The organism is Pseudoalteromonas sp. SANK 73390 (assembly GCF_054966645.1).
In genome coordinates this window covers 1-13248 of sequence record NZ_ARPN01000036.1, presented here as the reverse complement: position 1 = coordinate 13248, position 13248 = coordinate 1, and the positions used below count along the sequence as shown (strand labels likewise).

Below are 13248 nucleotides of genomic sequence, written 5' to 3'. Positions count from 1 at the left end.
ACTGGCCATTTATTTGGTGCAATATCTAGTCAATGATTTAATACAATTGGTATAACAGACTTTATACTTTTATTATGTATCATTGCAAAAATGGTCACTGGTTTATAGGCGAAACGTCAATAATGGTGAGTGATTGCCTTAGTCGACTCGTTAACATTACATCAAAATAGTATCAGAGCAAATATCGTAACCGATACTACTCAAAGCTTGATATTTTACAATAGAAACTCTAACTCTTTAGAGGTATTGCTTGGTAATATCTGAGTGATTTCATAAGTGGCTACCCCTGCTTTATGGAAAGGGTCAAGTGAAATAATTTGATCTAATTCATTTCGGGTGCTAACTGTTGATAAGATCACGCCCCCCGTTCTTGGCACCTTGCGTCCTGACAAAATGAAAAGCCCTTTTGAATACTGTTCATTGAGGTATTCAAAAGGGCTTGAATATAGCAATCGACTTCATCTAATGGAACTTGATAACTTAACGATATGATAAACATAGATTATCCACAATTACTGCAAAAACTAGAATTACTTATCTTTAAATAAAGAAAAACACTTTTAATCAACATTAAATCATTTCCACAAGGCATAGTTGATTTTATTCAACCGCAAAAGCCAGCTCGTACCTTATTCTAACCTTTAAGCAGTCGACAAACCGTCAGCACATGCTGACGGTTATCAGTCACTTGTAGAGGCTACTTCGTTGCTTTGTATTTTAACGTTACATTCGCGTAAGGGAAAATACCTCTTAAACCAAAGTGCCATACACCCGCTTCAGGGTTATCTAATGAACATTGCTCTTCACTTCCCCAAAGGTAAGGACGACAATCATATTTGAAGTAGTGTGTTTTCTTATTGTGACGAACATACAGGTCTGCTTCGCCATCGCCACTAATGCTTACTTCAAGGTTTTTATACCCTTCAGGTAGTTCAATAGAAAAACGTTGCCACCAAAACCATCCAGATAAATTAGTAAATTCACCTTCAATAACTTCCTGCTTTGTTTTAGTTTTCAACTCGATGATTATAGGGTCATGATCTGAAGCTCGATAAGCATGCTCTGCATACAAACTGGTTTTGTGTTTATCAGATTTATATTCAGTATTGTAATCAAGCGCTACAGGTTCATCTGCGTTGATATGCCAATCGACTATATCGACCACTTTCTCCATCATAGTTTCACTGGCAAAAGCATGGTCTAAACTGCCTATACGGCCTTGATAAACATACGAGTAATCTGTATTAGTTTGATGAAGCTGCTTTTTAATATCTTGATAACCTTGTGCCACATAAGTGCGAATTGGGTCTTCTTGACCATAGGCATTCATATCACCAAGAATGATTGTATCTGGGTCGTCTTGGCCCGTGGGTGAGGTTGTTAGCCAGTTAGATAATACTTCTACCGCGTTTACGCGAGTTTGGTTCCAACATCCTTGACCATCACTTTGATCTTGGTCTAAACCTTGTGCTTTAGAGCAGCTACCTTTTGAGCGCAAGTGTGCAACCACCAAATTAAAGGTTTCTTCATTTTGTAAATCAGTAAAGGTTTGTATGACCGGCGGACGATTGCCATAATCAAATGGTACTGCTTCTGTAAATGCGGCAGTGCCGACTTCTTTTACTTTATTGCTACGATAAATAATCGCAGACATGATAGCATCGCCACCTACTTTATCCGTGCCCAGATCAACATAAGCATAGGTGTTTTCTGAGTCCTGTGCATTAAGCGCTGCGGTTAAATCAGCCAATGCACTTAGCTCACCAAAACCGTCGTTTTCCATTTCTAAGATACCAAATAAATCAGCATCAAGTTTCAACATTGCTGAAACCGTTTTAGCTTTTTGACGCTCAAATTCTTCTGCGTTATCTGCACCACGAGGTGTAGGGAAGCCTGCACCTTGGCCATCACCGTTGAAGTAATTTAGCACGTTAAAGCTTGCTATACGTAAGTCACCTCTCGTGGTAACTTCAGGTGCATCGGTACGCGGGTTGGCTGAAATGAAGTTAGGTTGTGACGTTGGTTGGATTCGATATTGACCAAAGCCGTAACCTAAGACACCTTGCACATTCGTTACTTTATCACCTAAACGTAAAGTATTATAGGCATCTAGTTCAGGGTTTGGATAGGGGATCACATCAGGGTTTTGCGCTGATGAACCATCATCTAACAATATCTCTTTCGACTTATTTTGTACTTCTACTGCGTTAGCAGTATCACCAGGTAATGCAATTTGAGTCGCTTGAAACAAGCGTTCAGTCGCCAAGCGCACTTCACCATATCTTTTTAAACCATATGTATCATTAACAACTAACTCATTGCTAATTTCCACCAGCATACCTTCAACTGCTTCAAGGCCACTATCATAGGGTAATGTAATAGTTGTTGTTGGTACTGATGCATTGGTACCACACACTTTAAGTGTGGTTACTGAACTCAATTGAGTTTGACCGTATTTTTCTTCTACTTTACCAAGTACTTTTACTATGTCACCGTTATTCACCACTGTGCCAGTGTAGTAAACAAATATGCCTTCTGAAGAGAGTACCTCATTATCTTGGTCAGCTAATTCTTCTTGCAAGAAAAAACCTTTCAATTGTTCATCACCCTGTAAAGCAGCGGTCACAACCCCTTGTAGCTCTACAGTTTGGCCTTTAAGGGGGCTTTCATTAGTTGTGCCTTGAACTTGGTTTATCAAGACATTGTTTAAATCGCAGACTAAGTCTTCAGGTTCTGGTGGCAGTTCGTTTGAGTGTACACCTATATTTGAAAAGTCATCTTTTGCATTAGCTAGCCATTGAGTTGATGGTAAAAACTCATCGCTGCCATTGGTATCCCCAATTAAAAATTCTGGTTTGCGAACTAAGCTTTTATCTTTAGTATTAGCTTCATCGTCTGACCAACTAGCACCTGGGTCAACACCAATCTGACCTAAGCTGTCGACAATATTGTCAGCTTTTAGCAATGCAACGGCATCATCGCCATTGAACCAACTTCCACCAGATAATAATTGTGCTTTATTGGTTAGTGTTTCATTTGCACTTGAATGAGCAACAACATAAGTTGTTTTACTTGCTAAGGTGCCATCTAATGTAATTGTACGACCCGCATCGCTTTTGCCATTAAAGTAAAAAGAAATAGCATAGCCTGCTAAATCAATGGATTCATTGCCCGTGTTATAAAGTTCAACTGCTTTGTTGTAGCTACTGCCTTCAACATATTCAGAAATAATTAATTGTGCATGAGCTGGAATGCAAGCCGCTGAGATAAGCGTTGCTAATAGTGTTTTTTTTAACATTTTATTATAGTTCCCGTGTTTAGTACTAATCTAGCGAGTTCACTAGAATTGAATATTCTACCCTATATTTATTGCATTTGTGTTTAGAAAGTTTCTCAATACACAAGCATTAGGTAAATAGATGTAAAATTTTTAATTACATTTGTACGGGTTTGTTGGTTAGAGGGGCTTAAGTTTAGTGATGATTTGGTAAATAAAAAACCAATAAAATTTACATTTTGGTAAGTTATATTGGCTTATGGGAATGCGGTGAGCACGTCAGCGCACCTAAAAATTAAAAGTAGGCATTAAATGAGATGGATGCCATATTGCCTTCATCTATATAACCGATACGATAAAAGTACTTGTCAGATAAAAAGTACTTTGCCTCAAGCTGTACTCTAGAATCTAATAACCCTAAGCCAAAAGCCAAATTTTCATTCAAATAGTAATTTGCCATTACGGTAGTCACTGAGCTGCTATAAACATAATTATAATGTGAAGCATCAATAGAAAAATATGCTCCACCGGCAAGTTTTTTGAAGTAACGGCTAGAGACCATCCAGTCATCAGGGTTTTGAATGCCTACGGTCACACCTAAGTAGTCGGAGTCATTAATCTGGTGATTATATTGCGCTTGATACCAAATTTTATCTGAGTGATTATCTGAACGCCGACTCTGTATTGATAATTTTAGCGCGTCATTGTACAAATAACCAAAACCAATACTGTGGTTATCTTCTTCGCTTAGGTCGCTAACCGCGGCACTAACAAAAAAGTTATTATAAAACGCTTCACCTGAAGCGCTAAAGAAATTGTTATTGTCATTATCTGTATAGCTCACAGACACCTTAGAATCTGTATCTAAATACCCAAAGTCATCCCATACCCCTGTATTGTGTTGTGGAGCAAAATAGTACGCACTATTAACTCGCAACGAATTAAAGCTGGTTTTTTCCGTATGCGCATAACTGGCGCTATTGAACCATTGCTTGTCGTTCGCTTGGGCACTCGTGGTTAATATACTGATTGGAATTAAAAAGGCTGTGATAGGTAATAAGTAACGCATAGTATTCCTTACTGAGTTAAGCGTTAAAAAATCAACGAGCTATGCAATGTGCATCTCGTTGAGGCGTAAAATATATAAACTTCACTTCTATCGCAAGCCTAAAAATGTAAAATTTATAAATATAAGCTTAATAATCAAAAGGCAAAGCTATATTTTATTAGAAGCTGTTGATCTTTGAAATGTAAATTTTGTTCAAATCAAAAGCTTTCCCTACGCGAAAAGAGTAATGCAGCATAATAGTTTATGTCAGTCACGAATGACAAAGTAGTGGAAGCCTTTGGCTGAACCGTTTGGGAAGCCGCCATTGGGTGTTTTTTCTACGTTATCAGCTGGCTTACATAGAATAATGGGTGCAGGTTCTGCCTTGAGAAAATACCCGAATAACTGCTGTAAAAACACACAGCATAGGTCAACAGCCCCTAGCTATGTTCAAAGTAAATTCTATAAGTTGCAGACCAAATAGGAAAGTCAACATCCATTAGATAGCAAACAAACTGTTCTGCATCGAGGTTAGCATACTCCAAGAGGTATTTAACTTTAGAGTGCATTTTACTGTTCTTGTTCAGTAAATTTTGGGGAGCCTGTAAGCTTATCACTCTCAGTTCAGGAAAATCTGGCAAACGTTCAGTCCACATATCACTGACATTGAGCTTACCTTCTTCAACTTTTTGGTTACCATGGTAGCAACCCACATTAACGTTGCTACTTCTATCAATCGCTTTATCAAGTAACACAAGTAATGTGAGTCGCTTAGTTGGGTTCTTAATTGAAATGCTGGTTGAACTACATTGGCTTTTATTTGTGAGCGGATTTACCAGCTCATCAGGATTATTAAAAATAAAAGTGGCATCAAAACGTGGCGCGTCTGGTAGTTCGTCAAACACAATTCCTGAGTTACTGGGGGAGTAGCTGCTATAAGCTTGCTCAAGCCCCGGTGTTGAATACTCTTTTGCAATACCAATGGTAAATTCATTAGCGCTAATTTGACTCGACTTTGAGAGTAATTTAGGGCGAATAAAATCACTCGGGTGGGGATGAGTATAAAACTGTACGAATGGTGGGGCCCCTCGTTGGCGTTTTATTCCTGTTTTGCTGATCAATGCAACTTCTTGTAAATAATCGGCTTGCGGGTTTTGACGTGTGAGTATATAGGTACAAAATACATGATCTATGCTAAACCCTAACAATGACTTTGCTGCATAATATAACTGCGCTCGTTTGTCTTGTTGGTGGGGGATTTCATCCGTATTTGGCTCATGTAGCTTTTGCAACTGCCGTTTTAAATCAGCATGGCTGCTGGCATAAGTGCTAATACTTTCAGCAAATAGATGACATGACTGGATAAACTGTTGAAGATTGGATTCGCTGATATGTGGTTTGAGCTTTTGTGAAAATTCTTCTAAGGCTTTAATTCCTGGAAGTTGCAGTAATACCTGCTCACCAGTGGCCGATTTTTTTGCATTAAATACACGCTGACTGTTCGATCTATGGAAATTTAAAAACTGCGTTAGGCCATTGATTGTGTTTGCACTTGCAGGAAGTTCAGCAAAAATTGCATTAAGGTTTTTTTTAAGTCGTTCGCCTAATCTAGTTAGTTCACTCGCTGTTTGTTGATTAAGTCCCATGATATCAAACCGTTATTTGTATATAAAAGGTAGATTACATGGGACTTAGTTGTTTTTAAAGTCCGGTTGAGAAATTAAAAATTTTAATTACTGACATGTACCAACACGAGCCCAAGGACCCCAAGGACCTGAGTTTGTTGGGTTTTCACCTTGTACCCACCAATTTGCACGATATACAACACCTGCTATTTGAGCCACGTCACCTTTTTGATACACCGTTTGTGCTGACCATACTCCAATACCGTTACAATCACCCGAGCCTGTGTCTGTCACCGTTACTGATTTAGTCACTGACGTTGTTTGGTTGTTGCTGTCGGTAATTGATAGCATTACTTGATAATTGCCTGCTTGGGCATAAGTATGGCTAGGCGAAAATGCATTACTTAAATTGCCATCACCAAAATTCCATTGAACAGCGGTAATGTTACCAGTACTGCTATTATCAAAAGATACTGTTAACCCATTTATTGCAGCAGTAAAATCAGCTACCGGTGTTGACGCATCACCACAACGAGCACCTTTTTGCCATACATTTGGATAGATATCTGGTTGAGCACCTTGAGACCACCAAATTGCTTTGTACTCATAACCATTAAAACTGACCACATCGTTTAGTGCATAGGCTTTATTTGCGTTCCATGTTTCAACACCAGAACAATTACCAGGGTCTGTACCATCTGTTACATTAACTTGCTTAGAAGTGGTGTTAGTTTGCCCCTTAGTATCAGTAACTGTAAGTTGCACATTATAAGTGCCGGCAGCACTAAACTGATAGGTTGGGTTTGCTTGTGATGAAGTGCCACCTTGGCTATCACCAAAGCGCCAGCTGTGACTTTGAACACCTTTATCGTCACGAGAGCGGTCAGTAAAGCTTACTGATAATTGATTAGCACTATAATCAAAATCAGCAATAGGTGCACTATCAATGGGGTCAGTATTACCAATGCCTGTTTTTGCTTTAATCCAATCGAGGTAACTTGTGGTGCGAGTGAAAGCAGATGCTCCTTGACAAGCAATACCCCAGCTAACCGTACCAATACTATAATAATCAGCTCCTACGCGCACTGCATAAGGGCCCCCGCTATCACCATTACATGCAGAACGACCACCTTGACCACCACCGCAAATTACTGAGCTTGGAATGTTGAAGTTTAATTGACTACTACAACTTGAGTTACTGATCACCGGTAAATCAACTTCACGAAGTACATCACTTGCCCTTCCTCTGTTTGAAGTTAGTCCCCAGCCAGAAACCGTAACATAATTACCAATGCTAGCATGTTGTTGTTCTATATCAGCAGTAGGAAGTTTTGCCGGTGTATGTTGGCTATTTGCAGGAGATGCTAAGCGCAATACAGCAATGTCGTAACCTGAACGAATACTGTTCGCTCCGCGCCACTGCTCATGACTAATAATCTGAGATACGCGCAGTGTTTGGCCATCATTGCGACTAATTGAATGAGCACCAACACGCACCGTTAAGCTACTTGTTGAGGCACTATCTACGCAATGTGCAGCGGTTAAAACCCAGTCTTGACTTATCAGCGTACCGCCACAACCTTGACGACCATTCATAAGCAGAGCAACTTGGTAAGACCGCGAATTTGGTTGCGTTTCTGAACCGCCAACAATATTTATATTCATGTCTGGAGCTGAAGATGGCTTTGCCATTAACAATGGCGAAGAAAGCGTTCCTAAAACCGCTAATGTGATCGTGGTAATTTTTATGTTGTTCATGTTGTATCCTTGTTGTTACCCGTAAATGAGTAATCTAGGAATAATCTGAGATACACATTAGATCAATAGCTGGATTAAATTTTAACCATGGTCAGACCAGATTGCAGGGCAAACTTTGAAGCAATAAATTCACCTAAATTAGGAACTTATACGTATTGAATAGTTTACAACTCAAATGTAAATGAATGTAAAAATATTGGCTTTTTATGTTATTTAAATGAAATTTTTGCTTTTTCAGCCAGAGATTCGTTACTTCTAATTAAATCTTACTCAAAAGCTTTCCCTCTTATTTACTGATGTGTCTATTGAATAATATTGTTTTTAGCATAAATGCGAATATGTACTTAAAACACTATTTTTACACTGTAATCTCGGCTAAGAAAAAGTACTGAACAGTCGTGCTGTATTAGTGCTGTTGAATTTTATTTTTGCCAATCTTGGGATTACTTTTGCTTTTGTATTAGACTTAACTGAGGTGGGTAGAAACAATTTAATAATTGGTGTAGCCCAGCGCCAAAGGACATTGGTTCATTTCATGATCTGGGCAAGTTGGAGGCGTATATTGATTGAATTGGTTTATGTTAGTCGAGCTAAGTGGCACTTTTCTGAGCCTGAGTTATTTGGGCTGTTAGAACAAGCTAGAGGCAATAATGCAAGTATGGGCGTGACTGGCTTATTGCTTTATGATAATAAAGGGACTTTTATTCAAGCACTTGAAGGAGAAGAAAAACAAGTAGATATTCTCTATAACAAGATACTTGCAGATGAACGTCATAGCCGAATTAATCGTATCAGTCGCAAAAACATTAAGCTCAGAGCATTTCCAGATTGGCAAATGGGCTTCAAAATGGTGGACTACCAGTCAATACAAACACTCCCCAGTTTTTCTCAATGCATGCAGCAACCAAACCCATTAATAGGTTTTAACGACGAGAGCAGCTTTGCCGTTGACTTGCTAAATTATTTTAAACTCAGCGAACACCAATATTTGGTTAAGGGGTCATAAGTGCTTTCTAAAATCACGATATCGAAAAAAGTATATCTCCTCGGGTTTTCTAATTTAATTTTAATGATAATTTTGGGCTGGGTATCGATTTCAAGTATGAATAAAATAGGCAAAGAGCTGATAGACATTGCAGAGGAAGATATACCATTAACCCAAGCTCTTACAAAAATCACTGAACATCAACTTCAACAAGCAATCTTATTTGAGCGATTTTTATTGCATACTTTGATGGCGGAACACGGTAAATTTCCTGCTGCGCAGATCTCGACTGAACGAGATAGAGTCATAAAGTTATTAAACAAAACAAAGCAAGAAATCATTGATATACAGAGCTTTATAGAAAAATCCATTCCATCATTACATTCCCAACTCGCCAAACAAGAATACCAAAAACTATTAACCGACCTGATATTAGTCGATAAAGATTATGTATTGTTAGCGCAAAAATTGAATGAGGTAATGCAAATGGGGCTAGATGGCGATGTTGATAAAATGCTATCACAGGCAAAGTCTGTTGAGGTTTTAGAAGACAATATTGATCAAAGATTAGTTACTTTGTTAGACAAAATTCATGCTTTTACATTGACTGCTGCTATTACTGCTGAGCAGCATGAACAGCAAGCCATACGTGTAATTATTGTAGTTTTTGTTATTTCAATCCTTTGGGGCACTATTATGCCCAGCCTTATTGCTCGAGCTATTACTCGCCCTATTAATAATTTAAACGAACGTCTTAAAGAGTTAGCCAGTGGTGATGGGGATTTGCGTATCCGCTTAAATGACAAGGCTAATGATGAAACCGGCGTACTTGCTAAGTCTTTTAATAATTTTCTCTTGGTTTTAAGTTCAATGATAGGAAAGGTAAATAATCAAGCTAATAATTTGGGGAGTTCTTCTGAAGTGGTTGTATTGTCGATGCAGCAAACCCTAGAAAATGTATTACATCAGCGTGAAGAGATCAGTTCCGTCGCCAGTGCGATTCACGAAATGAGTAGCACAACGCAAGAAGTGGCACGTAATACTGCTGAAGCAGCAGTAGTAACTGAAGCCGTTAAAGAAAAAGTGATACTTGGGCGTTCAGGTGCTGCGCAAACACAAACGGTAATTAAACAAGTTGCTGAAGAAGTAGCTAATGCTTCAAAAGTGATTGAGAGCTTAGTTGCTGAAACAAACAGCATTGGCACCGTGTTAGAATCTATTCAAGGGATTGCCGAACAGACCAATCTTTTAGCTTTAAATGCAGCCATAGAAGCTGCAAGAGCTGGAGAAAGCGGACGAGGCTTTGCTGTTGTAGCAGATGAAGTACGTCAGTTGGCGCAGCGTACTCAAGTTTCAACGGTTGATATCCAAAAGTTAGTAGTGCGTTTGCAACATGAAGCGAATAATGCGGTGGCATCAATGCAAAAAGGCAGTGAAAGTACCCAAATTTGCCTAGATAAAAGTAACGAAAACGTTAGGTTGTTTGAGCAAGCAGCGCAATCGGTTGGTGAAATATCAGACCTGAATACTCAGATAGCAACAGCAGCAGAGGAGCAGTCAGTGGTAGCGAATGAAATTAGCCAAAGCTTAGATAGTATCAATAATATTGCCAATACAACCTCAGAAATGACTGAACAAAGTGCCACTGAAAACAAAAATATTGCAAAGCGTATTATCGATTTACACAAAGCACTTAATATTTTTCAAATTGCGTGTGAAAAGTAATATTTAATCAGTAATTAGAGGAATAACACAATCTCAGTTTGGTGAGTATTGTTTAAGTTCATAAGTAAGTATTTCTCAGCACTGGATTTCTGCAAACCGACTCTTGGTACGTTAAAACTCAAATGCTAATCGTGTACCTACATAATGGTGCTGCAATGGTATGTTCGTTAATATGATTAGTAAGCACTTTTATTCATAACACTCATCGACCAAGGAGGTTAAATGTCCAAAAAGTTACAACAATTACGTGATGTACTAACATCGTATTCAGCTATTTCTGATGCAACATGGCAGCAAATGTTACCTCTGTGTCAGCACGCAGAATTCAAAAAAGATGAATACTTATATCCATATGGCAAACTACCTAACAGCTTTGCTTTTCTTAATCGAGGGGTCGCCCGCTTATTTGCATGTGATGATAATGGCCAGGAGTATAACAAACGTTTTTTTTGCTCCGGTGAATTCCCAGGTGTTATGAGCGCGCTTCATCAACAAAAAGCACAAGAGCAGGGGGTTCAATGCTTACAAGACTGTGAGGTTATCATTATAGGTTTTAAACCTTTTCGGCAATTATTATTTGCTAATAGTGAACTAATGCAATTTCAAATAAAATACCTTGAACAAAATTGGCTGCTCGAAAAAGACCAGCGTGAGATCTGCCTAATTCAACAAGATGCAACACAGCGCTACCGATTATTTTTAAAACAAAATAGTGCTCTTGCAACCCAAATCCCACAATATCATTTGGCTTCACACTTAGGTATCAGTCCAACCCAGCTAAGCAGAATACGAAAAACACTTAAAAGTATGGACTTATTTACATAGGTAAATGAGTCCCGAAATTATCTCCTTTATCCTGCATCGTAAAGTCACAACAAACAAGGTTTACCATGCAATCAGAATCAATCCACACATTACAGAATGCACTTTATTGGCGATATGCTGTCCGGCGTTTTACAGACAGACAGGTAAGTGATGAAACACTAACTGAGATTATAAAAAATACACGTTTAAGCGCCTCATCTTACGGATTACAGCCCTACAAGATAATTGTAATCAAAGACCACGCATTAAAAAGTCAGTTAGTAGATTACAGCTACGGGCAAAATAAAGTTGCCGATAACAGCCACCTTCTAGTTTTCGCTGCAGATATGAGCTGCATAAAAACTATGATTGACAAACATACCCAAAGGTTCTCTCTATACAATGATTTGAGTGATGATAAATTGATTTCTATGAAAAGTAGCATGCTTGATGCTTTATCAAGCCTAACCACCGATAAACAATATAAATGGGCATCTGAGCAAGCCTATATTGCACTTTCTACTTTACTAATCTCTGCAGCATCGTTGCAAATAGATACATGCCCTATTGGTGGTATAGAACACCAAGAATATGATCGAATATTAGATTTAGATGGCTTGCAGCTTAAAACTGTGGTTGCTTGTCCAATTGGCTACCGCCACCCTTTTGATTATAGCGCATTGAGGTATAAAATAAGGAGGCCCCTTAATGAGTTAGTTCTGGGTATGGAACTATAATGTTGTTTACCTTGTTAGCATTTTTCGCTGGCGCTGCAATAGCCTTACAAGCAAGTATGAACGCACAACTTGGCACGCTACTTAAAAATCCAATTTTGGCGACAGTTTGTGCATTTACATTTAGTACACTTTTCTCTCTTGTAATACTAGGTGCTTCAAGTGCCGGTACACCTAGCTATAAAATGATTAGTCACATACCTTGGTATCTATGGGGAGTTGGTGGCATATTCAGTGCAGTTGGTGTTGGCCTGTGCTACTTTTTAATTCCCAAAATGGGCGTTGGAAATTTAATGTCAATGGTGCTAAGTGGGCAATTATTAATGGCTATGCTGATTGCCCATTTTGGTTGGTTTAATGTGCAACAAACCAGTATTTCTCCTCAAAAATTACTCGGGATCAGTGCAATGATAATTGGATTAATTCTAGTGAATAAAGACTTCAGTGCCTCATAGCATTAATGTATGTGGCACCACTCACAATGTCAGTTGTTAAAACTTATTTATATGCACATAAATCGGTTTGCTCATTGTCACATACCGCTTTTATGGCAGGGTGCTTAGCAAGCCCTTTAAGGTATCTATTTAAGTTTTTAAAGCTCAGAGGTGGGCTTTTTAATTCATCAGCCCAAATGCATAGCATAAACATGTAACAATCGCAGACAGTAAACTGCTCATTAACCATATAAACTTTCTCACCAATATACCGATTGAGTAAGCCCAAACATTCACTAATACGCGACTGCTGAGTATTCACAATATCGTCATACATAATTGCGCTTTGTGTATGCCTTTCTGGGTAATAATAAACCATCAACTCATTTTGCAACGTCGTCGTTAAGTACATGAGCCATTGATAAAATTCAGCTTTTGCTTTGGGTTCGGTAGGTATCAAATGACCATTAGGATGCTTTTCGCACAGGTACAAACAAATTGCTGCACTTTCAAATAATGTGAAATCGTCATCAACTAACGTTGGGATCCGCCCAGTAGGGTTCATCTTTAAATATTGCGTTGACTTTTGCACCAGTTTTTTACGATCAACAAGTTCTAGTTGATAAGGAACATTAAGTGCTTTAAGAACAAAATGCGGGGCAAGGCTGGCATTTCGAGGATAATAAAAGAGTGTATACATAAACTACCTTTGTGATTTAGTCATGTTTCGTGAGAAACCTAAGCTCCTTTTTTGGTAAGTTCTATTGAACTGTAGGTGAGCGTTTGCCTTTTAACAAATCTATTTATCACATTATGTCAGTATTTTATAAAATTACGTACCCATTTAAAACCAAACTC

The 13248-nt window shown here is 38.5% G+C and carries 11 protein-coding genes; 5 read left to right on the top strand and 6 right to left on the bottom strand.

The window, feature by feature from the left end; translation table 11 throughout:
• Nucleotides 1-215 precede the first annotated feature (215 nt).
• The 5 genes from SANK73390_RS03665 to SANK73390_RS03645 all read right to left on the bottom strand — a co-directional run bounded on the left by SANK73390_RS03665 (nucleotide 216) and on the right by SANK73390_RS03645 (nucleotide 7708).
• Entirely contained in the window at nucleotides 216-452 is a 237-nt protein-coding gene (locus tag SANK73390_RS03665) for a YciI family protein (RefSeq protein WP_462763676.1), read from the bottom strand.
• A gap of 245 nt (nucleotides 453-697) precedes the next feature.
• A complete protein-coding gene (locus SANK73390_RS03660) occupies nucleotides 698-3298 on the bottom strand; it encodes an ExeM/NucH family extracellular endonuclease (RefSeq protein WP_462763673.1) in 2601 nt (866 codons plus the stop codon).
• A gap of 274 nt (nucleotides 3299-3572) precedes the next feature.
• Entirely contained in the window at nucleotides 3573-4346 is a 774-nt protein-coding gene (locus tag SANK73390_RS03655) for a putative porin (RefSeq protein WP_462763670.1), read from the bottom strand.
• A gap of 419 nt (nucleotides 4347-4765) precedes the next feature.
• Nucleotides 4766-5971: a hypothetical protein gene (locus SANK73390_RS03650; RefSeq protein ID WP_261594956.1), complete on the bottom strand. Its 1206-nt coding sequence runs from the start codon at nucleotides 5969-5971 to the stop codon at nucleotides 4766-4768.
• Between the two features lie 87 nt (nucleotides 5972-6058).
• Nucleotides 6059-7708: a trypsin-like serine protease gene (locus SANK73390_RS03645; RefSeq protein WP_462763668.1), complete on the bottom strand. Its 1650-nt coding sequence runs from the start codon at nucleotides 7706-7708 to the stop codon at nucleotides 6059-6061.
• 562 nt (nucleotides 7709-8270) lie between these two features.
• Between SANK73390_RS03645 and SANK73390_RS03640 the strand changes: the two genes are divergently transcribed.
• The 5 genes from SANK73390_RS03640 (at nucleotide 8271) to SANK73390_RS03620 (ending at nucleotide 12411) form a co-directional block, all read left to right on the top strand.
• Nucleotides 8271-8714 carry a BLUF domain-containing protein gene (locus tag SANK73390_RS03640; RefSeq protein ID WP_462763666.1) on the top strand — a complete coding sequence of 148 codons (444 nt, stop codon included), beginning with the start codon at nucleotides 8271-8273 and terminating at the stop codon, nucleotides 8712-8714.
• A gap of 96 nt (nucleotides 8715-8810) precedes the next feature.
• Nucleotides 8811-10418, top strand: a complete 1608-nt coding sequence (locus tag SANK73390_RS03635; RefSeq protein WP_462763663.1) for a methyl-accepting chemotaxis protein — start codon at nucleotides 8811-8813, stop codon at nucleotides 10416-10418.
• Between the two features lie 222 nt (nucleotides 10419-10640).
• Nucleotides 10641-11243, top strand: coding sequence for a Crp/Fnr family transcriptional regulator (locus SANK73390_RS03630; RefSeq protein WP_462763660.1), 603 nt, complete (start codon nucleotides 10641-10643; stop codon nucleotides 11241-11243).
• A 65-nt stretch (nucleotides 11244-11308) separates the two neighbouring features.
• Nucleotides 11309-11959 (top strand): nitroreductase family protein, encoded by a 651-nt coding sequence (locus SANK73390_RS03625; protein ID WP_462763657.1) that lies wholly within the window; start codon nucleotides 11309-11311, stop codon nucleotides 11957-11959.
• Nucleotides 11959-12411: a DMT family transporter gene (locus SANK73390_RS03620; RefSeq protein WP_462763655.1), complete on the top strand. Its 453-nt coding sequence runs from the start codon at nucleotides 11959-11961 to the stop codon at nucleotides 12409-12411. The genes SANK73390_RS03625 and SANK73390_RS03620 overlap by 1 nt, the downstream gene beginning before the upstream one ends.
• Nucleotides 12412-12454: 43 nt before the next feature.
• On the opposite strand, the gene SANK73390_RS03615 is transcribed toward SANK73390_RS03620, so the two are convergent.
• Nucleotides 12455-13090: a glutathione S-transferase family protein gene (locus tag SANK73390_RS03615; RefSeq protein ID WP_462763652.1), complete on the bottom strand. Its 636-nt coding sequence runs from the start codon at nucleotides 13088-13090 to the stop codon at nucleotides 12455-12457.
• Between the last annotated feature and the right edge of the window lie 158 nt (nucleotides 13091-13248).

What these genes read in the sequence shown, in the direction of transcription:
- SANK73390_RS03650 (WP_261594956.1), bottom strand. Translation starts at nt 5,971, where the DNA reads ATGGGACTTAATCAACAAACAGCGAGTGAACTAACTAGATTAGGCGAA.
- SANK73390_RS03655 (WP_462763670.1), bottom strand. Translation starts at nt 4,346, where the DNA reads ATGCGTTACTTATTACCTATCACAGCCTTTTTAATTCCAATCAGTATA.
- SANK73390_RS03615 (WP_462763652.1), bottom strand. Translation starts at nt 13,090, where the DNA reads ATGTATACACTCTTTTATTATCCTCGAAATGCCAGCCTTGCCCCGCAT.
- SANK73390_RS03630 (WP_462763660.1), top strand. Translation starts at nt 10,641, where the DNA reads ATGTCCAAAAAGTTACAACAATTACGTGATGTACTAACATCGTATTCA.
- SANK73390_RS03660 (WP_462763673.1), bottom strand. Translation starts at nt 3,298, where the DNA reads ATGTTAAAAAAAACACTATTAGCAACGCTTATCTCAGCGGCTTGCATT.
- SANK73390_RS03635 (WP_462763663.1), top strand. Translation starts at nt 8,811, where the DNA reads ATGAATAAAATAGGCAAAGAGCTGATAGACATTGCAGAGGAAGATATA.
- SANK73390_RS03645 (WP_462763668.1), bottom strand. Translation starts at nt 7,708, where the DNA reads ATGAACAACATAAAAATTACCACGATCACATTAGCGGTTTTAGGAACG.
- SANK73390_RS03625 (WP_462763657.1), top strand. Translation starts at nt 11,309, where the DNA reads ATGCAATCAGAATCAATCCACACATTACAGAATGCACTTTATTGGCGA.
- SANK73390_RS03620 (WP_462763655.1), top strand. Translation starts at nt 11,959, where the DNA reads ATGTTGTTTACCTTGTTAGCATTTTTCGCTGGCGCTGCAATAGCCTTA.